The following is a 24386-nucleotide window of genomic DNA, read 5'->3' as shown; positions in this document are numbered from 1 at the left end:
TGGTTTTGTTAGCCGGCGTTATCTAGTCACCCTGAACTATAAATTTACCACTCAGGCGCTCTCCATTCGTCGATTCAATTCTAAAATAATAGAACCCTGTTCTAAATCCTCTACAATCGATGGTAATATTGTGCGTTGGATTATCGCTATTATTAATCTTCTGTTTTTCGACAAGCTGACCGCTGCCATCAAAAATCGCCACAACATCATAAGCGGTATTATTCGCGGGGAATTGAATAGTTACATATTCCGAAACCGGGTTTGGATAGATTACTAGCTCATTCGAAGAGTCACAAATATCCGGCGCAGCCGTTTCTCCACCGGTAGTTAATTGTAAGGTTGTGATCGATTTTTTAGGCAAGGTTAAATTCGAATTGTCCGATGCATTTACAGCTAAGCAATTCTCGTTTTCAGATGTCCGGTAAACCGCGGTTTTATGAAAGCTAAAATCATCAATCGAAATACTTACGTTTATGTTTTCTGTTTCAGAACGATTTACCAGCACCAGCGAAACCGAATCGAGAGCCGGATTAATAAAAGCCAGCGTTTTTATATTTTCGTCTTCATTACTGCAATTTATCCGCGTCCAGTCGGGATGAATAAATGCCGAATACTGCTTAAATGCATAAAATTCTTTTGTTTTGATGTATCCATTTTCGGTGGTCCACCGGTTTTTATCCCACGGAAATTCGATGTTAACCAACCCCGATCCATCCCAAATTAAATCCCAATAAAGGTAGGCCACCACATTTTCGTCGTTAAACGATTTAAACATTAAACCGCCCAGCGAAAACCAATCACCCCGGCTATACTCCGTTTGAAAATGGGGCAGTTCCTCCTGCAAATTGCCCACCTCATTAAAATAACTACTCACCCACGGATTATTTTCATCTACGCCGTGGTAAAGGTGATGGGCAACGCCATAAATGTACGAGGAGTTTAGTGCATTTATATAATTCTGAACCGTGTTGTAGCCAATTCCGATCGTTTCTGGTCCCAAAATTTTTGGTTTTACGTCCCGCTGTTCAATCTTATTATAAACGGCCTCCAAAGCTTGATTGTAACCGGCGATGGTATCGGCTGAATTAATTGTTTCGGTAGGTTTAAACAGGCACGACTCCCATGAGGCTTTATAATCGGGTTCGTTTTGAAGGCTGATGTAGGCCGGATAAACACCACTAGCATTGTATTCGTCCAACGACTTGTTCCACCAGTCGGCAAAGCCGGCATAATTAAACTCCACGGTACTTCCGTTTACCGTGTATTTTAAGGAGCCTCCGTTGTTTCGGTTGTTGTTTGATTTTAAATAAGCTGGTGGCCCCCACGAAGTTGCCAGTATTTTTATGTGATGACCAAGCGAATTTTTAGCCGCATTATTAAATTCCGCAATCCGGTCAATCATTGTGGTATCGTAATCATAAGCGTTCCGAACACGAAGAATATCGAGGCTCAGTTCGCTGAATATAACGTCGTAAATCTCCGCTTTATTTGGATGCGCCGTTAACCAGTTTTCGTAATAGGCCAATGCTGCGCCAAAACCTTCAACGGTCTGGTACTTCTCGTTGGTGTTGATAACAACATCCACATCGGTTTGAGCAAAAACAGAAAAGGACAGCAAGAAGATTAGGGTAAAAATCGGGTATTTCATTTGGTTCTTTGGTTTTAATGCTTGTGGTATAAGGTTGGCTATTTTAATAATTCCGTTTATCATCCTCTAGAATTGCATAATGATAATTGTCTATCCATTCGCCGCGAATCGGTAATATTTTCCGTCGCAAGCCCTCTCTTGTCATGCCAATTTTTTCTAAAACCCGAATCGATTTTACATTCTTAGTCGCCACTCCAGCCTCAACTTTGTGTAAGTTAAAGTATTCAAATCCTAGTACAACCAGCCTTTTTGCTAGTTCGGTGGCATAACCGTTTCCCCAATACGCAGGATCCAGCTTGTAATAAATTTCTCCGAGTTTAAATTTGTTATTCGACAATGAATAGCCTGCCACTCCAATAAACTCATTTGTATTTTTTAGTACTACTTTCCACATATACGAGGCTCTCGGAATAGCATCCTGAGCCTCAATTACCGGTTGAAGAAACTCTTCCGTCTCATTAATCGTTTTAGGAATTCCCATGGTGTTAAACTCATCAACTTCGGGCATCAAATGAAGTTTGTGAATATTCTCCAGGTCATTAATTGTAACTTCAGATAAGATTAATCTGTCCGTTTCAATTTCAAGTAATTTTCGATTATTCATATTGCTCCTTTTTGACTTTAGTTGAAGAATTTTGTACTTGTATTATGGCTAGCTCTTGATTTTAAATCATTGAGCCAACAAGTCTTTGAATTAACCCGTCTTCTGTAAAAACCCAGACAATTTCGTAAGCACCAGCTCCATCACTATTCCATTGATGCACAAAATAGGTGTCTCCTATCTTATACGTGTCAAAAGCATTGTTACATTCATAAATATCGCTGTAGAACACTTGATGCAGTTTAATATTTTTCGTATTAATTTTTACATCAATATTTTTCACCTGGCTTTTGGGTAAATTTCCATCAGTTCCCCAAACTGGCCTACCGTCTATAAAAGTTACCCATTTTTCGTTTTCTGTGTCTATTATTCGGTTCGACGAATCGAAATCGGCTATCTCGTACTCAAAACTAAAGTCATTTCCAGAATAATTCTCCAAACTGTCAAGTGGCAGTATTCTTGATTTGTGAATAAAACCAACGATGAAATCAGGTGAATTTTTCCCTAAGCAAAATTTATTTTTAGGAATGTAAACGGATATCCAGTCTTGAAGATTATCGGAAGGAGCATAGTCATACCAAAATACTTCATTTTCATAAATTTTATGAATGACTTCAGATTTTCCATCTGGAGCATTACGTACATTAGTCCAACCATCAGAGTCTTTAATGGTTGCGACTTGTCCTATTACCAGTTGATAAGCCAGTAAGAAGAATATAAAACTAATTGCTCTTTTCATGTCATTTAAAAATTAGGCATCACAACAGTCCATCATCTCCTAATTATGTAATTTTCACTATATCATTACAAAAACTAAAGTTAGTATTCTGTTTAACAAAAGCAATATTGGGAATAAGTGAAATGTTGAAAATGAATGGGGTGGATTCAACAAATTACAGCAATAAGTTTATGCGTTGTTTTATAGAATCTATCGCTGGGAATAAAGGCCCGAAACAAAAAAGACAAAAGTTTCACTGAGGCAACCAGGAAACTCTTGTCTTTTACATACCATGATTCTTCATCACGGCACATTAATTATTAGGTATTATTTTATGCTGTTTGCTTTACAAGCTGAACCTCGGCTTGTAATTTTACGTCTTCGCTTACCAGAACGCCACCACTTTCAAGGGCGGCATTCCAGCTTAGTCCCCATTCTTTGCGGTTGATTTTTCCTTCCAGCGAAAAACCGGCTTTTTCATTTCCCCACGGATCTTTGTTTGTACCTCCAAACTCAACGTCGAGCGTCATCTCTTTCGATACTCCTTTAATGGTAAGTAAACCTGTAAGTTTGTATTCGTCGTCGTCCACTTTTTTAAACGAAGTGCTTTCAAAAGTCATTTCATTATAGTTTTCAACATCGAAGAAGTCTACGCTTTTAAGGTGATTATCACGATCGGTGTTATTGGTATAAACAGAGCCGGTATCAACGTTTACCTGAATTTTCGACGATTCGAAATCTTCTCCTTCCACGGTAACATTAAAGTTTTTAAACTCGCCTTTTACATTCGAAATCATCAAGTGTTTTACTTTAAAAGTAATCTCACTATGCGTTGGGTCAAGTACCCAAATTGTTTTTTCTGTTGCCATTTTCTTAAATTTTTATTGTTTAATTTTCTGTTTAATTCTTCGACACTGTTTTGTTTCAATGCCGTTCTTACATCTATTTATGATTTTAAGATGTTTTTTTCTTCTACAAAGATACAGCGTTCGGTTTCCGTGAAAAATAAACTAGTTTAAGAATTGTAAAACACTAAAGATTAGCAAATAAAAAAGAGCATCCAGTTTTGGATGCCCTTTTCTATTATTCTTGAAGTGTTTTCTAATTATCCACCAATTTCAGCCTCAATACCATATTTTTCGAATATAGCCAGCGCTCGGTTTTGTTCCTCTTCGGTGGGTTCTTCCATATTAAATTCGTTGTACTTCGATCCCAGCTTGTTGTACTTATTGGCTGCAATATTATGGTACGGTAATAAGTTTACCACCGGCTTTTTACCCGGCAAGGCAGCTATAAATTCCGCCATTTCAGTAAGCGTATTATGGTCGGCATTTACATTGCGGATAAAGGGCACACGAATATTAATGTTTGCTCCGCTTTCGGCAAGCAACCGAAGGTTTTTCAGGATAAGCTTATTGCTAACGCCCGTCCATTTTTTATGCTTGGCCTCATCCATCAGCTTCAGGTCGAACAGAAATAGCTCGGTCTTTTTAGCCACTTCCAGCAAAGTTTCGGAGTCGGCAAATCCGCAGGTATCAACCGTTCGGTGCAGCTTATTTTCGCCACAGGCATCCAACATTTGCATCAGAAAATCGGGATTCATTAATGGTTCACCACCCGAAAACGTAACTCCACCATTCGATTGCTCGATGTGAATGCGTTCGCGTTCGATGATCTGCATTAGCTCGTCAACCTCGTAGGGTCGTCCAGACATTTCAATGGCTTTAGTCGGACATACATCGGCACAAATACCACAAAGGGTACAGGCTTCGTAGTCGGTAACAATTCCTTTTGGTGTCAGTGTCAGCGCATCTTCGGGGCACATCCTCACACACTCCTGCGAGCCGATACACTTCGATTCGGTATACAGCTTTTGTACATCCGGCGACTGGCTTTCGGGGTTGTGACACCATTTACAACTTAACGGGCATCCCTTCATAAACAGGGTGATGCGGATTCCCGGCCCATCGTTAATGGCATAACGTTTTATATCGAATATTAATGATTGATTCATTTTAAAACTAAATTGTCATATCGAAAAAAGAATGATTGATAATGTCCACAAAATATTTCTGCAATTAAGATCATACAAATTGTAAATAACCACTTGGCTCCTCACCCCTAAATCCCCTGTAGGGGACTTTAAGCCTTCCGCCAGCTGGCGGGGAGGTTTGGAGGGGTGAAACGAAAGCAAATTATCTTTTAAAGTATCATTTCCGTTTTTTGCTTTCAGGACAAGCCAATCTTTTCCTTCCGTCTAACGATTTTACAGCACCTCGTTCTGTGTACGGTCAATAACTTCCTGTTGCAGATCGGCATTCATGTCATTAAAATAATCGCTGTATCCGGCCATACGCACCAGCAGGTCTTTGTAATCTTCAGGACAAGCCTGTGCCGCCAAAAGTGTAGCCGTATCAACAATATTAAACTGAATGTGGTGACCTCCCAACGAGAAATAACTGCGGATCAGGTGTCCCAGTTTCTCCACGTCTTTGTCGCGTTTCAGCAAACTCGGGACAAAGCGCAGGTTCAACAAGGTACCTCCCGATTTCGATTGATCGAGTTTTCCCAACGAGCGAATTACGTTTGTTGGTCCGTGTGTATCGCAACCGTGCGATGGCGATGTACCGTCGGAAATCGATTTACCGGAAAAACGTCCATTTGGCGTAGCTCCCAACACCAGACCAAAATAAACATGGCAGGTGGTTGAAAGCATATTCAGGTGAAATACTTCTCCTTTAGTATTTGGTTTTCCTTCGATAGCGTCCAGCAAGTCGTTGTAAACCTGCACGGCAATTGTATCTGCATATTCGTCGTCGTTACCAAAGAATGGCGTACGGTTCAGAATGCGTTGACGCAACACTTCTTCGCCTTCGAAGTTTTTAGCCACAGCATCGAGAATGGTGTCCATCGAGAACGTCTTGTCTTCGAAAACATGCTTTTTCAGCACCGAAAGACTGTCGGTTACCGTCGCTAAACCGGTACACTGAATGTAGTTGGTATTGTATCGCGGGCCACCGTTGTAATAGTCTTTTCCTTTCGAGATACAATCTTCAATCACCACTGAAAGAAATGGCGCCGGTGCATATTTGGCAAACATCTGGTCGATGTAATTGCTTACACGTATTTTCTGGTCTACCACAAAATTCAGCTGCTTCAGGAAAGCTTCGTACAACTCATTGAAACTTTTAAAGGTTAGTGGATCGCCGGTTTCGATACCTGCTACTTTTCCTGTAAGCGGATCGATACCGTTATTCAGCGTAATCTCCAGAACTTTTGGAACGTTCAGATAACCGGTTAACAGGTAAGCTTCTTTACCAAAGGCACCCACCTCAATACAACCACTACAACCGCCTTCGCGTGCGTCCTGCAAGGTTTTTCCCTGGTTCACCATTTCCTGAATATACATATCAGGATTGAATACCGAAGGGTAACCGTGTCCCTGGCGGATCAGTTTGCCGGCAGCCTGTAAAAACTCGTCGGACGTTACTTTGGCAATGTGCACCGAGTTACCCGGCTGCAATACGTGCAGCTCTTCGATAACTTCCAGCATCATGTACGAAACCTCGCTAACACCATCAGTCCCGTCGGGTTTCACACCTCCAATATTTATGTTGGTGAAATCGTTAAACGTTCCGCTTTCGCGCGCTGTAATACCCACTTTAGGCGGCGCAGGGTGGTTATTTACTTTTATCCAGAAACAGCTGATCAGTTCCTTGGCCTCATCGCGGGTCAGCGTTCCTTCTGCCAGTTCTTTTTCGAAGAACGGAGTAAGGTGCTGATCGAAATGCCCAGGATTCATCGCATCCCAGCCGTTTAATTCGGTAACGGTACCGAGGTGCACAAACCAGTACATCTGGATGGCTTCCCACACGTTTCGCGGTGCGTTGGCCGGTACCCAGCGACACACTTCTGCAATTCGCTTCAGCTCGGCAACACGTTTCGGATCGCTTTCGGTTTTTGCCATTTCCTCGGCCAGGTCGGCGTGACGCTCAGCAAAAACAATGGCGGCATCGCATGATACGTCCATGGCTTTTAGTTCTTCGAGCTTTTCGGTGGCTTCAACGTCGTTCATAAAATCGAGACGATTGATATGATCGTTGATCTCTTTTTTATAATCGAGCATCCCCTTTTTGTAGATTGCTCCGTCGAGCGCGGTATGACCGGGAGCACGCTGCTCCATAAACTCGGTGAATACGCCGGCTTCGTAGGCACGTTTCCATTCGTTTGGCACGTGACTAAAAATACGTTCACGCATAGTGCGACCTTCCCAGTAAGGAATTACTTCCTGTTCGTAAGTATCAATATCTTCCTGCGAAATAGTGTACTGTTGCTGATCGCGCGTGTTCAACACATGAAAATCCTCAACGCTGTGGCAGGTTAATTCAGGGAAAGTTGGAACCGATTTCGGAACCGGGCCACGTTCGGCAACAATCAATTCATCGTCGCCAATGTATATGGTTTTTTGCTTACAAATTTCAAGAAAATTAAGGGCACGCATCATCGGCTCCGAGTACTTGCCGTAGTTTTCTTTATAAAACTTCGTGGTGATCAAAGCACGCTCGATCGACAGCGACTCCTGTGTTTCAACACTAAGTTTACGCAAACGCTGAATGCGTTCGTTCATACCGGGACCAATGGCGTTGGGATGCGGCGTATAAAAATTACCTTCAGCACCAGCCGGGCGCTCGGGTGTCTTTATGGTTAAATCATCTGCTAAAGACATGATTTCAAAAGAATTAAATTAAACAAAAAGTAAAAGAAACAGGGCTAACCTACGAGATAGATTCTAAGCATACAAGATCCAGCACTCGAATAAGCACCGGTAACTTACCAGTAGATTTGATATTTTCAATTTTGATGTCACTTGACTTGTATGTTTTTATGCCGTAAATTTAGTCAAAAGTTAATTACGTTGTCACGATAATACACAATAGAGCAAACAATTTCAACAAAAATACAACTACAGCAAAACATAATTAAATATAACTATATCATGTCGATAAAAAAAGCAGCCAATTCACTTGAAAAAGAACACATTGAGTCCTACATTAAAACAGCGCTAATTTTCGCAATAGTAGTAATTTGCTTCCTCATTTTTAAGCCATTTTTGGTACCTGTAATCTGGGGAATGATCATTGCAATAGCATTTCATCCGCTACATGTTCGGTTAACCAAATTACTAAAAGGTAAATCCGGATTATCGGCAACAATTATAACGCTTGTTCTTTTAGCACTATTACTCATCCCTTCCGGATCATTTGTCAGCTCCTTATTCGAGAATGTAAAAGACCTCTCCGCGCAGCTAAAGAGTGGAGAACTGATGGTTAACGAGCCACCTGAAAAAGTAGCCGGCTGGCCGTTGATTGGGAAATCGTTATACAACTCGTGGCATCAATTTGCAGTAGATGTTTCTGCCGCAGCCACGCAATTCCAACCGCAAATTGAGGCTTTAGGACTTAAGGTGCTTAACTTCTTTAAAGGTTTTATGGGAAGCATACTGGTTTTTATGCTATCCATTATTATTTCCGGCCTTTTCTTAGCCAATTCAACTTCAGGCTATCCTTTTATCTATAAACTTTTCAACCGCCTGGCAGGTGAAAAAAAAGGTACTGAAATCGTCGACAACTCTAAAAAAACAGTTAGCAGTGTAGTAACCGGTATTTTAGGAACAGCTATTATACAAACAGCTATAATTTCTGCAGCACTTTTTGTGTTTAAAATACCTCTGGCAGCCCTGTTAACACTGGTTACTTTTTTCTTTGCAGTAGCACAAATACCGGTATTTCTGGTTATCATACCTCTTATCATTTACATGTTCTCGGCAGTTGGCGGTGCCCCCGCAGTTTTGTTTACTGTTTGGGGAATTGTAGGCGCTTTAAGCGACAACGTACTAAAACCAATGTTGCTGGGTCGCGGACTGAATATCCCAATGCTCGTTATTCTAATCGGGGCAATTGGCGGAATGTTACTCATGGGAATGATCGGTCTGTTTATTGGTGCAGTAGTTATGGCTTTGGGGTACCAAATCCTTCAATTGTGGTTCGACGACGTTCAGGAACAATTAGAAACCACGGATGTTAAAAATGCAGAAGATTAATCCACAAAACACACTTACATTATAAATTTAGTTTTTTAAGCAAGTTACTATGAATAGAAACTACCTCGTCTTTGCGCTTCTCCTATTTGTTTCGACCATTCTTTTTTCGTGTCATCCGGAATACGATGCCACCGTTGAGGAATTGGACATTGCTATTACCCAATATGATGAAGACCAGAATTTCTCGCAGCTACAAACCTTTTACCTGGCAGATTCGATCATTTACATTAACGATGAAGAATCAAATTCGCTGGTGAGTGTAGATCATGCACAGGAAAGCCACATTTTATCTTTAGTACGACAAAATTTCCTTGATATGGGCTGGACTGAAGTTAGCGGTCCTACCGATGGTCAAATCGATGCAGATGTTTCCATCATGCTCTCGGTACTTGAAACCGACGTGAATTATTACTACAACTATTGGTGGGACTGGTGGTATTGGTATCCGTGGGACTGGTGGTATCCGTGGTATACTGATTTTTACTGGTATCCGGGTTATCCGGTTTGGCCGGGTTATCCGACTTACCCATCGGGTGGTTACACCGTTGGAACCTTGTTTATCGATATGCTGAATATGGATGATGTTGAAATGCCCGACGAAGACGATAGTTCGTTTAAGGTACCGATGCCCTGGAAAGGTTCGGTTATCGGCATTTTGGCCGGGTCGGATTCGCACATCCAGGAACGGTTAACAACCGAGATCAACCAGGTATTTGAACAAAGCCCTTACCTACAAAAATAAAGCCGGCAACCATGAAGAAATATATCATTATATCACTACTGTTTATTGCATCCATTGCCGTAAAAGCGCAAGAAGGAACATCAATTTTTGTCAACTATTTACCATCGATACCACTTGGCGAAACAGCCGATTTTAGCAATAATTTAAGTCCTCGCGGAGCAGATTTTGAGGTACAACGTTTCATTAACAAAGAGCTGTCAGTCGGGTTTAACATCGGGTGGAACCTGTTTAGGGAAAAGATTCAGGAAGAAACTTTTTACTACGAAGGACTTACAATAAATGCCGTTCAGTTTCGGTACACCAATATTGTTCCGATAACTGTTAACGTAAAAAAATATTTTTCGGGCGAAGGCGACTACATCCCTTATGCAGGATTTGGACTTGGAACCTCGTACAACGAAGCAAGAAATGATGTTGGCGTTTTTTCCTTAACCGACGACAAATGGCTGTTTCATGTTGCTCCCGAAGTTGGAATGCTCTACGATATGAACTACAAAGCCTGGCTTTCGGTGAAATTGAAATACAATTACGGATTTAAATCGGGTGACTTTCCGAGTCAGTCGTATCTGAGTTTAGGAGTTGGAATCGGACTCAAATAACATATATTTCCGGGAGGTAGTATCAACGGTTTCAAAACGATGTCATTCTGAACTTGTTTCAGAATCTGTACGGATTGGACTTCAAAAACTTGAAGATCCTGAAACAGTTCAGGATGACGGAACAAAGAATAGTGAACTGCTTTTTCGTTAATAACTGTTGCTGTTTGTACTCTCCCAATCCCTTGTTGAATCTTCAGTTGCCAAGTCGGTAGAATGGTGCTCTTTCACATCTCCGGGATTGTTTTCGCGGAAGTAGATCCACACCGTAATTTCGTTTTTGGCTTTGTTAATTTTATCGATCTCAACACGCAATACATTTATTCCTGTATTTTGCCTTATCTCTTCCAGCAAAGTCTGGTTATCGTTTAAAACCGAGTAGTTCGACGGCGTGTAAACCATGGCACGTTTTAGCACATATCCTTTGGGTTTATAATGCTCCATTATCAATGCCGAAACAATAATTATAAGGTTGGCAATGATAAGCCCTATCAGCGTTTGCATACTAAACTCAACAAGCGCGTTGATAATTGATACACCGATCACCAGAAACAGGTAGGTCATTTCTTTTAAATCAATAGAAGGCGAACGGTAGCGGATAATTCCGAAAATGGCAAAAAGTCCCAGCGCAAATCCCATGTCCAAACTCACCTTGTCGAGAATGGATGCAATCAGAAAGATCATCATTCCCATCAGAAAAAAAGTAAAAATGTATTTCACCCGGCTGTTTCGAGGGTAATAAATAAAACGAATGAGAATAAATATGGAAATTACATTTACCAGCAGCCGGATCAAAAAATCGGACCAGGGTTCTCCGCTAATATTTACGAGTTGTTGTTCTATCATTTAATTTATTGTTTAAAAATCAAGGTCTCTGCATTCATTTTTTAAGGTTCGGATAAAATATTCGGGATATTCAGCCATCTTGTAAAACTCATTTACAAAGGTCAACACTTCTTTCTTGTCTCTTTTATCCAATAGTTCACAACTTTCGATGGCAGCAATAACTTCCGGTTTTTTCTCATTAAACAAGTTAATTGCCCGGTGGTAAGTTTCATCATTTGTTTGGCAATACCCCAGATAATCGCGGTCGGTAATTGTACTGGCACCGCTCCAATCCTGCGGAATGGCATAACTTGTATTTACAAAACCCGCATGATCAAAATCGTACGGCAAGGGAATCACGTTATTTGTAAGCGTTTCCATCGACTTAACGTATTTCATATTATGCCCACCCTTATAACGCCAATCGGTGTTGGCAATAAAATACTGGTAAAGCGCAACAAGCGTACCTTCAACAGGCAACACATTCTTCCCTACGATTATATTCTCATTAACTTCAACTGCATTTAGCCTCCTTGTAATTAAATCAATCGGTTCAATTAAAAAGCCTATCTGCTTATAGTTACGTTTTTTCTTCCCCGTATCAACATAGTTAACATTCAACAACCTCACTCTAAAACTATTCGGAGTAAGAATATTGAATATTTCATACGCTAGATATTCACGTATTATGTATGATTTATAGGCTTGTGACATGTTACAATGCGTGACAATTTTAATTTTTTTAATGCCTTCCAATTCTGTTTTGTCAATCGGATCGGTCTTAAAATTCAAATATATTGGCGGGAAAAAGCAATGACTACGGCGAAAATTACCACGTGCTTTCAGGCGAATATTTTTAATTACCGAGTCGTTATCCGAGGTATAAATGGCAAGTTCAGCAGGCAAATATTCGCCTTTTGACTTATGCTTAATAAATGAAGTAATATCGTATTTTAAAGTGACTTTTAGCGGTTCTTCCTTATCGAAAAACCTAATGTTTGTTAGCGTGTCGGCTACCGGTTCAAAAAGCGAGGTATCTGTTTGTTGTTGTGCAAAGGAATAATTAAGGAGGGATAAGAAAATCAGGCTGATGATCAAACTTTTCATAAGTTACAGATTTTATTTCCACTTAGGTGTACTAAAAATAGTGCATTTTTAGGAGATTCACGATTTGTTACTGATTTTTAAGAAAATCATGCTCTATCTTCCTTACAAAAAGGTCGATCGCTCATCATAATTTTTGTATTATTGTATGAAACAAAAACAGAATTAGAACAATGAAAAAGTTTAGCTTCCTATTCCTGGCATTGAGTTTTTTATTTGCCAGCTGCTCATCTACAAAACTTATAAACTCGTGGTCGGACAAAGAAAATACGCCGCAGGAATACAACAACATTGGAGTAACGGCACTTTTCCCGCAATCGTCGAGTAGATATATTACCGAGCATAATGTTGTGGATTATTTAAATGAAAAGGGCATTAAAGCCATGCCTACCACCGACGTTTTTCCAATGGCCGGCCAATTAAAAGGGGCTGCCAAAGAACTGAAAGACTCTGAAGCCATTAAAAAAAGTGTGGTTGCCAAGGTTACCGAGAATAATATTGATGCGTTGATGATCATCACCATGTTTGATAAAACAAAAGAACAACGCTGGGTAAACGATCGTGGATTTTCGATGGGAGGCACCGGTTATTACGGAACACCTTATGCCTTGGGAGGATCGTATTATGACTATTATTATTACTCGATGGGAACCATTATGGATCATGGATATTACACCGACGATGTGACTTATTTTATTGAATGCAACCTGTACGATGTAGCTACTGAAAAATTAATTTGGAGAGCCCAGACAAAAACATCAAATCCTGAATCGATCGAAGAAGAATCGAAAGCACTGGCTTATATCGTTGTAAAACAATTACTGGGTAAGAAAGTAATATCGAAATAGCATTTAATTACTTACAAAAAGAGCAGACATTTTAAAAGTGTCTGCTCTTTTTTTGTGCTACCTTCTCATGCCTCCGCTTCTGGCCGGTGCCTGTCGGCTACGCGGTGTTGTTGTTGGCCGGTTATTCTGAAAGTTATTGTATCGTGTTGTTCCACGATTTCTACTGTTAAAGTCCCTTTCTAAGTTATTCGGTCGCGTTGAAGGCCTTGTAGACGGACGCTGCGACGGCTGTGTTGAAGGTCGTTGCGTTGGCTGCGTCGGTCGCGTTGATGGACGCTGCGTTGGTTGAGTTGGCCGCGTCGATGGACGGGTTGAACTGGTATTGCCCGATTTATTTGGCAAATCAGGACGTGTACTTGGCCGTTTATTTTCCTGTTGCCAGTTGCCGTTGTTATCGCGTCGCATAATATTTCCATCTCGGTCGGTGTAAACATTATTTGGGCGAGAAGAAGGGCGTGATGTAACATTATCGCGTCGGTTTGGTGCATTTGGATTTCGTACGTCGCGGGTGCTTTGTATTCCCCGGTCTCTGCGGCTATAAATATTTCTCGAGTTGTAACGGCCGTTGGCATAACCTCCTGCATATCCACGCAAATAACCGTCTCTGTAACCATGATGGTAACCGTGATGATAACCATGTCGGTAACCATGACGATAACCTGCAGGTCCCCAGTAACCGTAGCCTCCTCCATAATAATTCATATGAAACCATCCGTAGCTAAAACCTACATTAAAACCCCATCCGGTGTACGGATTGTAATGCACTCCAAAACCAAATGTCCACGGACGCGGGTAGTAGTAACTGCCATACCACGGCCGGTAATAATATCCTGTTCCGTAAAAAACACAGCCGTTGTACCAGTACGAATGACAATAGCCGGGTGTATAACCAACATAAACTACGTCGGGTGTTGAGTCGTAAATGTAAACGTACTTCACATTGTAAACCGGGGCACTTGGTGGTATTTCGTCCACTTCGGCCGGGCGCGAATCGCTAACAATCCACGGGCCGCTTGCTTTTGTCGATTCAAACCAAATTCCATCATCAACACAATAATATTTGCCTTTTATGCGTAAAACCGTACTGGCTGTGTTTATGGCATATTCCACATCCGAATCCTCAATTTTTTCAAACTTCGGGTTACCGTCGTACTCCACAGTAACCGATGCTGTTTTCCGGTCGACCACGGCAGTTTGTGGCATTTGTTGTTCGTATTTTGCCTCTTTTGCTTCGGCAGTTCCCGGAACACTCGCTCTTACCGTTGCAATCGATTCATCTTCGGGAATTTTAGCAAAATCCTCCGGAAGATCTTCCGGCTCGATAAATGTCCAATCGCCATCAGCCAGTGTTTTTGAGCTAAACCAGCGACCGTTCAACAAGACAAAATGATGTTGTGAGTTGATATCCATAATGATATCGTTTTCCGAGTTTTTTACAAACAGCAACGATGTACCTTTTATGGTCTCGTATTCCAGTTTCCCGTCGGAGCTGATCAACTCGGCAGGCACCGAACTTACGATGATCTCCGGAATAGCATCGCTTCCTTCAACTTCAGATTCATCCTGATCCTCCATCATATTTTCAGCTACTTTTTCTACCTCTTTCGGAACCGATTTAGTTTGCTTCCAATTGTCACTCAACACGTCAGAAGCAGTAAACCAATATTCTCCACCTTTCAGGTAATAATCCGATTTCCGTTTCAGAATCAGAAAAGGTGTATTCTGTACATACTCCAAATTCGAATTATCTACTTTTTTCATTATTGGATCACCATCGATAATCACCAACACCGACGGAGAAGAACGGTAATAAATTTCTGGTGGATTGTTGTTAATCTGATCATTCAATAGTTCCAGATTCTCCTCATCTTCAAGGTCAGCCAGAATACGATCTAGCGACATTTTAACATCCAACGATTCCATATCGGTAATAACCAATTGCTTTAACTGCTCCAGTTTCGATTCGTCTTCCACATCCGGAAATCTTACCATCGGAATCTCCACTTTTACGAGGTCGGCAGTACGATTTTCTTTATCGGTTAAAAGTGTGGCACTAAACCACAATGCGCCAAAAACCATTTCATCGTCTTTGGTTTTCACCGAAACGGCCATTCTTCCATCCAAAATATTCATATTCAGCGATTCCAGCTGTGGCTGGTATAACGTAATTACATTTCCCGAGGCCTCAATTTCGCGGGGCCAAACCAGCTTTTCTTCACCTTCTGCCCGACTTAATAGCGAAGTCAGAAAAAGGCATATTAACAATAGTTTATTCATGGTATTTAAAATTGAAATTCTAATTCTGAAGACGAATAATTAATCCGGCACCCATATCCCAGTGTACAACAGGAACATTAAAACTCACTCCTCCTGAGCATCCACTTCCCCCGGTTCCAATGCCACACCAAAAGCCGGCACCGTCAAACTCAAGCGGCAACATCAGGTTGGTAAACAATCGCAGTCCCACTCTTTCCGAAAGAATAAGTTTAGCACCGACACCGATTCCTCCCGAGAAAAGCCACGCCCGCTCGTCGCCTCCCGACTTTTGCACATAACGCGATGTTCCAAAACTTACTTTGGTAAAAGGAACTACCGTTCCCTTTGAAAATTCGCGAAGTACACCAACCTGGTACTGCTCAACTGCCATATCAACCGTTCTCAAAAAACCACTACCTTCGGTATCATTTCGTTCGTAACTTAATTCGGCATACATCAGATCATCAAACTGAACACTCAATAAACCGCCGTAAAGAGCATTGTCCTTGATATCGAAATACCTTCCGTAATTATCGACCTTACCGGCAACTGTGTAACCAAAAATTGGAGTTAATTCAACAATTTGCGCAAAAAGCGACATTCCTGAAAAGAGGAAAAAGATTAAAATTAAAGATTTTCTCATGTTAAGTTTTGTTTGATTTTGTCCGATATATTCCAAGTATAAAAGTTCGGTTTTTTAAATATTAATCGCAAATGAAATTTAGACAACAATCCATAGAATTATAAACGGTGGATCTTTTATCATTTCTTATGTAATTCCTCGTTGGTTTTATTACTATCTTGTAAACAACTTACACTGCCAAAAAAAGAATCTTTGAAAAACTTTTTGATGAAGAAACTACTGATCATAAGCATATTTCTGCTCCTTTCAACTTTTTCGGAAGCACAGGTATTGATTTCATTACTGCTGGGCGATAAATTAAACTCTCCGAATATTGAGTTTGGACTGGAAGGCGGATTAAACTTCTCGAACATAAATGGGTTTGACAATGCCGGCAACCTTCGCTCGCTTAATCTTGGACTTTATTTTGATATCCGCATGAAAAATAACTGGTTTTTACACACCGGTTTTCAAGGCATGTCGAGCCTGGGAATGCGCGACCTTTCTTCTTCCGATCTTGAGTTTCTGGAGGCTGACATCTACGATGTGGAAGGTAAATACAATCAGAAAGTGCTGGCATTTATGGTTCCGATACTGGCCAATTACAAATTCGATAATCATTTCTACGTGGAAGCCGGTCCGCAACTGGGTTGGTTATACGACGGATGGATTGCCTTTACCTCGGATGCCGAAGAAAAAGACTGGAAAATTAAAGATTTTAATAAAGAACAGTTCAACTGGTTTAACGCCGGAATAGCTGTTGGCGCCGGGTACAAATTACTTAAAGGCACAGGATGGAGCCTCGGAGTGCGTTATTACCAGGGACTAACCGACGTATATAAAAACCGCTCGAAAAGTCTTCACCACTCGCTGCTCCTGAAAGTTTCGGTGCCGATAGGTGTAGCCAAAAAACCGGACTAAAATTAACTTATGGCTGTTGCAACACTCCCGATTTTAATAAGGTTTTCACCATGGAATAGGCATGATCCTTAGCACCCGACTCGTACGAAACCGGATCTATCAGTTCTGACTGACCGGACCAAACAATGGCATCTTCTTTTGTTGTGGCTGATGTATCAAACAAACGTGATTCGACTACAAAAGACGTTTCCTGGCGGTAGTAACCGGGACGGTAGGCATACCCATAACCGTAATAAATGTGTCGTGGATAAAAATACGGATACGGACGATAGTAATCCACATAATCATAAACTTCCTGCGCTTTAACATCAACCAGGCTCGACACGATTACAGCGTCGTAGTCCGAAGCTTTTATTTTCGATTCGATTCCCTCCTCGCTTATTTTCTCGATACTTACAATTGGAGGGAATAATTTCAAACTATTTTCCGCATGAAATCCTTCTTCCTCGAGGGCTTTTACAATGGTATTTTCAAAGATTGTTCGGGCTTCCATGTTTTGCGTTATGGCCAGAACGAGTATGTTATCAAATTTTTTCGCCGTGTAATTCTCTTTTGTCCAGGTATATTTCATTGTTGGAATACAAGCCGACAACAAAAGACTTACCAGCGCTGCAACTATCCATTTACGTTTCATAATTCAACATTTTTTATTTTGGAAACAAAAACACAAGCACTGTTCGTACGCCAAATTTCGACTTGGCATTGTCGGGCGCAGAAAGATTAAATCTCGGACCAATAACAAACTGCACTTTCTGTTTTCCCATGGCAGTAACCGCAGTAAATATAGGATTCAGCCACACATTAGTAGTTTCGGCTTTCCAGTTTTGGGTGAGTTCCAGGTTAGTGCCAATCCCGGCACCAGATTTCCAGTTGTAGGTAAAAAATGGCTGAAGGAACATATTGCTAACTGTGTTGTTTTCATCCACACTCCATACCTGGTTTACAAGTCCTCCAAACGTCATTCCATTGGCTTGATAAAGTGCCACAGCGGTAGGCCCAATTCCAAATTTGTTAGCAGAAAAAGCATCACCTCCGGTAGGAAGCAGAAAAACAGGTCCCACCCCCCAGGTTATTTTTGACACTTTTGGGCTGATAAAAGCACTAACCACTGCATCGCCAATCCCACTCTGGCTGGTACCTTCACCGCTTATGTCGTATTGAGTATACACCGGTAAAATAACACGCGAAATCAGATTCAGGTTATCAGAAAGCGAAATAGGGATTACCGGCTGAATGTTTAAGGTATTTCGAGAGCCGTTAAATTCACCAATCCCAACATCCAGGTTATTTTGGAATGGAAGACTGATAAGACTGGCAATCGGATTTGACAATTTTTTTGCCAGTTCTGCAGCTTCGTTTTTAGCCTCATCCTGCCCGGAAACAACGAACGGACAAACAATTACAAAAGCCAGAAATAATACGCGAACAAATCGATACATTTTTTTAATATTTGTTGTCAATAACATTTATTTTATCTTTTCACACATAGCATTTTACGTAAGTTTTCAGCAGTAATTTTGTCCACTGTAAAACTCTCAATTTCTCATGCATGAATTACTAGTCCTTATCTTTATCCTTAATTTTTTTGCCCCAAATTTCCACTTTCGCCCGTTTATTGGTTACGATGGTTCCCATCGAATCGTATTCCAATTCCAGGTCCTTCAGTTCGTTATCCTTTCCGGGCAAATCAAAACCCATCGTCGACATGCCTTTATTTAGCACACCTGCTGTCGGATCATAGTCTTTTGTACTTCCGTCGGACATTTTTACATGGATCTTTTTGATTTTCACAGCTCCCTGAACACAGGTAATTTTAATTTTCGTTACTTTTTTCTCTTTGCCTGTCAGCGTTATTTTGTCTTTATCAGCTTTAAATGCTACATTTTTTTCACCAAGTTTTATCCAACCATCATCGGACTGCGCCATAGATTGAACCGCAAATGCCAGGACAATCGCAACTATAAACATTACTTTTTTACTCATTTTATATATGTTTTGGTTATACAATTCTACAATTTACAAAATCAAAATGTGTTATGCATCCCCTTTAACGAACTAAAATCCAAAACGGTAATTATACGATAGCAACAGCGATTTCCGGTTACCAATAATTCCACCTTCTGCCCGGAACTGATGGTGTTTATTTAGTTGATATTGTCCGCCAATAATCATATTCCATTTTTGTTTTGGTTCTTTTCGAATGCGGTATTTTATGCTGCCCGATCCATCAGCAGCTTCAAGCCGATCGACAATGGGTGTTAAAACTTTATCGGCAATTAATTTTTGCGGTAAGGTTGCTTCATTATCGTACCAATTCCAATAATTATTTACAATTTCATCGCGCCGTTGCCAAGTTTCTTGCGGGATTAAATCACCCATAAGGATTGAACCTTCGGTAACTCCGCCCATTTTTATGCGCATACCTCCAATCCATGGAGCGATATTCGATTCCGGATTTTTGCCTACCCGAAAAGCTCTTCCCAGTCTTCCTGAAAAAGTGTAGGAACGTACCGGGGCTTCAAAATTCGACATCATGGTCCAGATCCAGTTTCCGTCCACCACAAAAAAGTATTTTCCCAATCCACCGGCCCCAGTTACTCCAAATCCTAAACTGGTTCCTTCGAGGTTGGCCACAGCTTTTAAGGTTACCGGATAAGTGAGTTCGACCTCGGTTTGTGCCCAGGCTTTTCCAAAAATTCCGTAGACATTAAAAAAGGGCAAAACCCACAAATCGGGACGAACATTTACTGATGTTGCATGGGCATTTACGGTACCAAACTCAAGTAATTCGGTAAGATCAAGCATTTCGCTGTTATTAAAACCTATTGCGATTTCAGGAATTACAACATCCTGCTTTGCAGTAAAATAATTGAGCATTCCACCTGCCGAATACGGGATATTAAAACCTTTTTCGAAAGCTTTGCTGCCCAGAAGTGGAAATTTATACGGATACTTTGCCGCCACTGAATCCTTTTTCTCAAATTGCGAATACTGTGCATAGCCGGCATATCCGATAAAGATAAACTGGAACAGCAATAAATATTTTAGTCGACTTTGAGTCAATTGAATTTTCCTTATGATTTTTTTAACCTGGCAAGTCACAACCTCATCCCTGAATTTTAGAATACCTCGTTTATACCAAAATAGAAACCGCGGGCACCGTATTTTCCAAAGGCATAATCGATACTAAGGTTAGCACGCGATTTTTTGTTTATCATCACCCGCAGACCGGCACCATAACCGTAATCGAGGTATTTAAACAGGTTTATATCGGCATTGCGGTTGCTGGCGGTTGTTGAATTTACAAATACCACTCCTCCAAATGTTTCTTTGGCTTTCTGCAGTGGAAAACGGTATTCAACCTCTCCGTATAAAATATCCTCGCCCCGAAAACGTCCTTGTGTATATGCACGTCCCGAGCGACCAAACTGATCCCATCCCACTGCCGGTAGATCCAAATACGGAACTTTACCCGATGTTACAAACGATCCATATGTCCAGAATCCGATTAAATGTCGTGGCCTGTTCTGATCGAGATGCAAGTAATCGCGGTATTCGAGCCACAACACGGAAGAGCTTTTTGTACTGCCTAAAAATTCAGGATTAATCCGCAGGTTGACAAAAGCGTAACGTCCGCTGTATGGATTTACAGCATTGTCGCGGCTGTCGAGCAAAGCATTTAACGACACTCCTGAAAGTGTGTACTTATCAGTTGGCAAACCACTGATTACCTGGTAGGAATAATGACTTGTCAGAACGGGTTCTTCGGCCTCAAGGTCTAACAAATTATCTTCTATTTTCGAATGAATATCCAGGTGGTAACCAACACCCAAAAAGTAGCGTGTATCGCCCATACGTTTTAAAACGGTTTCGTGAAAGCGCAGATAATTAAAATCCATCATTTGGGCATCGGGAATCGCTTTTGTAAACAAACCGTCGGAGTACTCAACTCCCGCTCCAACCGGTTTTGCTGATTGTGGCCCGGTACCCAATCCATAAGTAGGTTGCGAAGTAACAAAGTAACGCCAGTCGCCCATCAAATTCCAGCTGTCGCCGGCTAAAAATACGTTTGTTTTTGCCGTAAACAGAAACTGTTTTTTGGTGGTGTAAATCAAGGTTCCCAAGCCAGAAGAAATGCTGGTAGTTGAAGGATCGCCCATAAACCAGCTGGCTCCGGGAGCCACTCCTAACAACCACCCGTTACTCGGATTATACGCAATAGCAGGTAACGGAATTATGGAAAGGTTTTTCTCCTCTTTCTCCTTCTTTTCTTTTTTCTTGTCTGCTTCGGTTTCGGCAAATACCAAAATTGTGCATAAAACCAGTATCAGGGCTACTGCTATTTTTTTCATCATTGATTTTAAACGGTGATGTATCAGAGGATTAATCTACTTTTTTCATTACAACCAAAACGGTCCCCTTTTCATCCAGCAGCGAAAGTTTCAGACTGGCTATTTTGTAACTTCGTACCTGTGAAATTGCTTTATTGAATTTGTCGGGGATATTCATGTCGGGACACATTTTTCGTGTTCCTGCCAAAGGTCCAAAAGTCAATTCCGAATTGGTGAGATTTAAAATCTTTCCGGTAAAGTTATTGCATCCATCACTTCCCATTGCTTTCATTTCCGAGCTGTTAATCTCAAGGCTTGGTGCTGTACTTGCATCGGCGACTAAGGTACCGTCCACAATTTCGGCTACCCAAATATCGTTTAACAGAACTTTGGCTTCGGTTCCCCTGTTGAATTCGAGGAGTTCGTTTCCGGCTTCATCCAGTAAAAGCAGTGTATTGTCGGTAAGCTGATATTTTTTTACAGCGCTTAAAGCCTCATTAAAAGCTTTTGAAATGCTCATATCTGGACACATTTTTTGCGTGCCGGCAATCGTTCCAAACTCAAGCGAACTTTCCCCTATTTTATTGATAGTTCCTGTAAAATTATTACAATTATCGATGCCGCTAATCTGTCTTTCAAAGATGTCGATCTGCAATGTTGGAAGAACTCCGGCACCGCGCATTCGGGGCAATTTTATCACCGATCCGTTTATTTTAAGGGCTTCCCAGTTTCCATTTAACGCTAATTTGCCATCTTCTTTTTTCTCCAGCACTTCCACCAGCGTGTATTTTATCGACGAAGCATCGGCAGGAACATTCTCCAGCTGTTCTTCCTGAACTTTCAATTTGTAGATATATCCGGGTTCGTAGTCGAATCCTTCAATTTTTGAATAGAAGTTTTGCCAGGCTCCATCATCCAATACTTCACCTTTCTGTATCAACATACATTTCATCGGGCCTACGCCAACACAATCTACCCGGTAGCTATTCACCCAAAATATTGTTGCTGTATCTTTTGAATTACATGCAAAAAGCAGCAAAATAATCCCAACTATCCATGTGTTCTTCATAATATTTCGTTGTTGAATTTTAACTCAGATTAATACAAATTACATCCGGCCTCCGCTGTACAAATCGAGACTCACGTGCGGGTCTAATTTCGGACCATTGGGGCCAAAGCGAACATCAACACCGGCATTGGCACCCCAACGCATATTCGAACAGGCAGACAAAGCAAAACCGGCCGCCAGAACCACTAAAACAACTATTATTTTAATTTTCCTTTTCATATGCTTATTATCTTAAAATCCATTGTTGTATTGTAAACTGAGCACCGGTTGGATCCATTAAAACGGCCACCGTTCCTTTGCGAATTGTTGGTGTTGGCTCCATCATTACATGAGCTCCTGCAGCTTTTGCTTTTTCTACCGTAACATTCACATCTTTCACCTTAATGTAGGGCATCCATGCACTTCTGGCCCCTTCCACCGGATTTCCAATCACTCCTGAAAAAATCTTATTTTCCTGTTTAAACAGGAAGTAGGGCACTTTTGAGCCTTTTACTTCTTCCGTTTCGTAGCTTGCGAGCCCTTTGTAAAAATCCATCGACGCGTCCATATCGTTCGACCAAAGCTCGTTCCAAAGCCACGAGTTCATTTTAATTTGCATGGCTCGCTGCGGTAGCGGATCGCCACTTTCCGATTTCAAAAAAGCCACAAAAGCACCTTGCGGGTCCTGCACCAATGCAGTTTCACCTCTTCCTGGAAACGATGCTTTTTTAAAGATGGTTTTTCCGCCTTCGGATGAATTGTATTTTACTGCAGCGCTGACATTGGGAACAGAAACAGAACCGAGCCATTCTGCCGCTTTACCAAATTTATCGCCCAGTTTAAAGATGCCCCCAATTGGAGTACCTTCATTTTTAATCACAAAATAGGCATCCACTCCTTCGCCCAACGTTTCAAATTCCCATCCAAAAACTTCAGCATAAAAATCTTTTGCCGCCGTTGGATTATAAGTTGCCAAATCGTGCCAGACAATCTGCCCCTGGTTATGGGTATTCGTTTCGATTTGCGATACAGGAGGAAATGTAATCGCCGATTCACAGGCCATCAAAATCAAGGCCGTAAACATAATTGTGGAGATAACTTTAACTTTTCGTTTCATATGCTAATTGTGTAGAATTGTGTTTCATCGGAGTAGTAAGTTCGGAAAAATATTTCGGACTAACAGCGGGTTTTGAGAAGTATTTTCAAAGAAGGCTGTCCTCTGGTGAGTCAGCCTTTCGTATTTTTAAGATCATCGTCTTGTGCCGATACCACCGAAATTGCCATAAGAAAAGTGGCAAGTAGTGTTAAATTTGTTTTCATGTTTATCAGTTTATAAACTACGATTAATTGTAGCGATAATCAAGTTACAACAATGATCACAGAAACACAATATATCTGCTCCAAATGAAAAAAGGTTTTCCAATTCTGGAAAACCTCTCTGAAAAATTCGGTTTGCAATCAATCAATCTAACATATTTTTAATAGGATTCATATCATTTACATTCTTACGATTGAATTGGAACAAGATTCCCGTAATAGGATATGTGTTGTTTGTTATTACTTTTTACGTTCAGACTGGCACTTCCATTAGACGATACATTTATTGAGTAATCTACCACATCGCCTTGATTTCTTACTCTAAAACTTATATTGTATCCTCCTTTTTTTGTTTCCTTTACTTTGTAATCCTCAATTGGGGAATTAAATACAAGGGGACTTCCACTAGCAGAGCCGTATCCTGCAGAGTAAGCTCTTCCTACATAAGGAAGATATGAATCTAAATTCCCATCCTTTATAGAAATACTGTAATTAGTAATGGATCTGCTCTGGCCTTTGGATGGTATCATCTGGGTTGCGTCGAAATACCATACTTCAGCCTCAATAATTTGCTTTGTTTGTTCTATTAAATTGGCTTCTTTTTCAGCTCTTTTTTCTTGCCTTACTTTTCTTTTCTCGTTTGCATTAACAGTTATAACTGAAACCATCAATAATGCTAATACTATTAAACTTTTCATCTTGCTCAATT

24 protein-coding genes are annotated in these 24386 nt (G+C 40.9%); 5 read left to right on the top strand and 19 right to left on the bottom strand.

What is annotated here, in order from left to right; genetic code table 11:
- Positions 1–22: 22 nt before the first annotated feature.
- From SLH46_RS01945 to hypD, 6 genes are all read right to left on the bottom strand, one after another.
- Positions 23–1648, bottom strand: a complete 1626-nt coding sequence (locus tag SLH46_RS01945) for a T9SS type A sorting domain-containing protein (RefSeq protein ID WP_320279456.1) — start codon at positions 1646–1648, stop codon at positions 23–25.
- A gap of 43 nt (positions 1649–1691) precedes the next feature.
- The gene (locus tag SLH46_RS01940) at positions 1692–2252 is read right to left on the bottom strand and encodes a GNAT family N-acetyltransferase (RefSeq protein WP_320279455.1); all 561 of its coding nucleotides are present in this window, start codon (positions 2250–2252) and stop codon (positions 1692–1694) included.
- Between the two features lie 61 nt (positions 2253–2313).
- Positions 2314–2988 (bottom strand): hypothetical protein, encoded by a 675-nt coding sequence (locus tag SLH46_RS01935; protein ID WP_320279454.1) that lies wholly within the window; start codon positions 2986–2988, stop codon positions 2314–2316.
- A gap of 311 nt (positions 2989–3299) precedes the next feature.
- Positions 3300–3836, bottom strand: coding sequence for a YceI family protein (locus SLH46_RS01930; protein ID WP_320279453.1), 537 nt, complete (start codon positions 3834–3836; stop codon positions 3300–3302).
- 236 nt (positions 3837–4072) lie between these two features.
- Entirely contained in the window at positions 4073–4981 is a 909-nt protein-coding gene (locus tag SLH46_RS01925; protein WP_320279452.1) for a glycyl-radical enzyme activating protein, read from the bottom strand.
- Positions 4982–5233: 252 nt separating this feature from the next.
- Positions 5234–7693 (bottom strand): trans-4-hydroxy-L-proline dehydratase, encoded by a 2460-nt coding sequence (gene hypD, locus SLH46_RS01920; RefSeq protein WP_320279451.1) that lies wholly within the window; start codon positions 7691–7693, stop codon positions 5234–5236.
- Between the two features lie 270 nt (positions 7694–7963).
- Between hypD and SLH46_RS01915 the strand changes: the two genes are divergently transcribed.
- Genes SLH46_RS01915 through SLH46_RS01905 form a run of 3 tightly spaced genes read left to right on the top strand, consistent with a single transcriptional unit; the run spans position 7964 to position 10408 of the window.
- Complete coding sequence (locus SLH46_RS01915) at positions 7964–9067, top strand: AI-2E family transporter (RefSeq protein WP_320279450.1); 1104 nt, start codon at positions 7964–7966, stop codon at positions 9065–9067.
- A gap of 49 nt (positions 9068–9116) precedes the next feature.
- Complete coding sequence (locus tag SLH46_RS01910) at positions 9117–9809, top strand: DUF4136 domain-containing protein (protein WP_320279449.1); 693 nt, start codon at positions 9117–9119, stop codon at positions 9807–9809.
- Between the two features lie 11 nt (positions 9810–9820).
- A complete protein-coding gene (locus SLH46_RS01905) occupies positions 9821–10408 on the top strand; it encodes a hypothetical protein (RefSeq protein WP_320279448.1) in 588 nt (195 codons plus the stop codon).
- Positions 10409–10555: 147 nt separating this feature from the next.
- Here the strand turns inward: SLH46_RS01905 and SLH46_RS01900 are convergent, their stop codons facing one another.
- Positions 10556–11251: a DUF4956 domain-containing protein gene (locus tag SLH46_RS01900; protein WP_320279447.1), complete on the bottom strand. Its 696-nt coding sequence runs from the start codon at positions 11249–11251 to the stop codon at positions 10556–10558.
- A 12-nt stretch (positions 11252–11263) separates the two neighbouring features.
- Positions 11264–12337 (bottom strand): hypothetical protein, encoded by a 1074-nt coding sequence (locus tag SLH46_RS01895; RefSeq protein WP_320279446.1) that lies wholly within the window; start codon positions 12335–12337, stop codon positions 11264–11266.
- 170 nt (positions 12338–12507) lie between these two features.
- Here SLH46_RS01895 and SLH46_RS01890 point away from each other — a divergent pair, with 170 nt between their 5' ends.
- Entirely contained in the window at positions 12508–13182 is a 675-nt protein-coding gene (locus SLH46_RS01890; protein WP_320279445.1) for a hypothetical protein, read from the top strand.
- A gap of 57 nt (positions 13183–13239) precedes the next feature.
- On the opposite strand, the gene SLH46_RS01885 is transcribed toward SLH46_RS01890, so the two are convergent.
- Positions 13240–15459 (bottom strand): hypothetical protein, encoded by a 2220-nt coding sequence (locus tag SLH46_RS01885; RefSeq protein WP_320279444.1) that lies wholly within the window; start codon positions 15457–15459, stop codon positions 13240–13242.
- 19 nt (positions 15460–15478) lie between these two features.
- On the bottom strand, positions 15479–16081 hold the full coding sequence (locus SLH46_RS01880) for a hypothetical protein (RefSeq protein ID WP_320279443.1): 603 nt from the start codon (positions 16079–16081) through the stop codon (positions 15479–15481).
- A gap of 207 nt (positions 16082–16288) precedes the next feature.
- Here SLH46_RS01880 and SLH46_RS01875 point away from each other — a divergent pair, with 207 nt between their 5' ends.
- Complete coding sequence (locus tag SLH46_RS01875; RefSeq protein ID WP_320279442.1) at positions 16289–16981, top strand: porin family protein; 693 nt, start codon at positions 16289–16291, stop codon at positions 16979–16981.
- A 7-nt stretch (positions 16982–16988) separates the two neighbouring features.
- On the opposite strand, the gene SLH46_RS01870 is transcribed toward SLH46_RS01875, so the two are convergent.
- From SLH46_RS01870 to SLH46_RS01830, 9 genes are all read right to left on the bottom strand, one after another.
- Positions 16989–17615, bottom strand: a complete 627-nt coding sequence (locus SLH46_RS01870; protein ID WP_320279441.1) for a hypothetical protein — start codon at positions 17613–17615, stop codon at positions 16989–16991.
- Positions 17616–17628: 13 nt separating this feature from the next.
- Positions 17629–18420, bottom strand: a complete 792-nt coding sequence (locus SLH46_RS01865) for a hypothetical protein (protein ID WP_320279440.1) — start codon at positions 18418–18420, stop codon at positions 17629–17631.
- Between the two features lie 118 nt (positions 18421–18538).
- Positions 18539–18964, bottom strand: a complete 426-nt coding sequence (locus tag SLH46_RS01860; protein ID WP_320279439.1) for a hypothetical protein — start codon at positions 18962–18964, stop codon at positions 18539–18541.
- A gap of 72 nt (positions 18965–19036) precedes the next feature.
- On the bottom strand, positions 19037–20044 hold the full coding sequence (locus tag SLH46_RS01855) for a hypothetical protein (protein ID WP_320279438.1): 1008 nt from the start codon (positions 20042–20044) through the stop codon (positions 19037–19039).
- 56 nt (positions 20045–20100) lie between these two features.
- Positions 20101–21336, bottom strand: a complete 1236-nt coding sequence (locus SLH46_RS01850) for a BamA/TamA family outer membrane protein (protein ID WP_320279437.1) — start codon at positions 21334–21336, stop codon at positions 20101–20103.
- Between the two features lie 28 nt (positions 21337–21364).
- Positions 21365–22381 carry an META domain-containing protein gene (locus SLH46_RS01845; RefSeq protein ID WP_320279436.1) on the bottom strand — a complete coding sequence of 339 codons (1017 nt, stop codon included), beginning with the start codon at positions 22379–22381 and terminating at the stop codon, positions 21365–21367.
- Between the two features lie 39 nt (positions 22382–22420).
- A complete protein-coding gene (locus SLH46_RS01840) occupies positions 22421–22600 on the bottom strand; it encodes a hypothetical protein (protein ID WP_320279435.1) in 180 nt (59 codons plus the stop codon).
- Between the two features lie 7 nt (positions 22601–22607).
- Positions 22608–23477 (bottom strand): VOC family protein, encoded by an 870-nt coding sequence (locus tag SLH46_RS01835; RefSeq protein WP_320279434.1) that lies wholly within the window; start codon positions 23475–23477, stop codon positions 22608–22610.
- Between the two features lie 388 nt (positions 23478–23865).
- A complete protein-coding gene (locus tag SLH46_RS01830; RefSeq protein ID WP_320279433.1) occupies positions 23866–24375 on the bottom strand; it encodes a DUF4251 domain-containing protein in 510 nt (169 codons plus the stop codon).
- Positions 24376–24386 lie beyond the last annotated feature (11 nt).

Source organism: Draconibacterium sp. IB214405, assembly GCF_033963885.1.
Taxonomy (GTDB): domain Bacteria; phylum Bacteroidota; class Bacteroidia; order Bacteroidales; family Prolixibacteraceae; genus Draconibacterium.
Note: the sequence above shows the minus strand (reverse complement) of the source record. Positions and strands in the feature narration are given on the sequence as shown.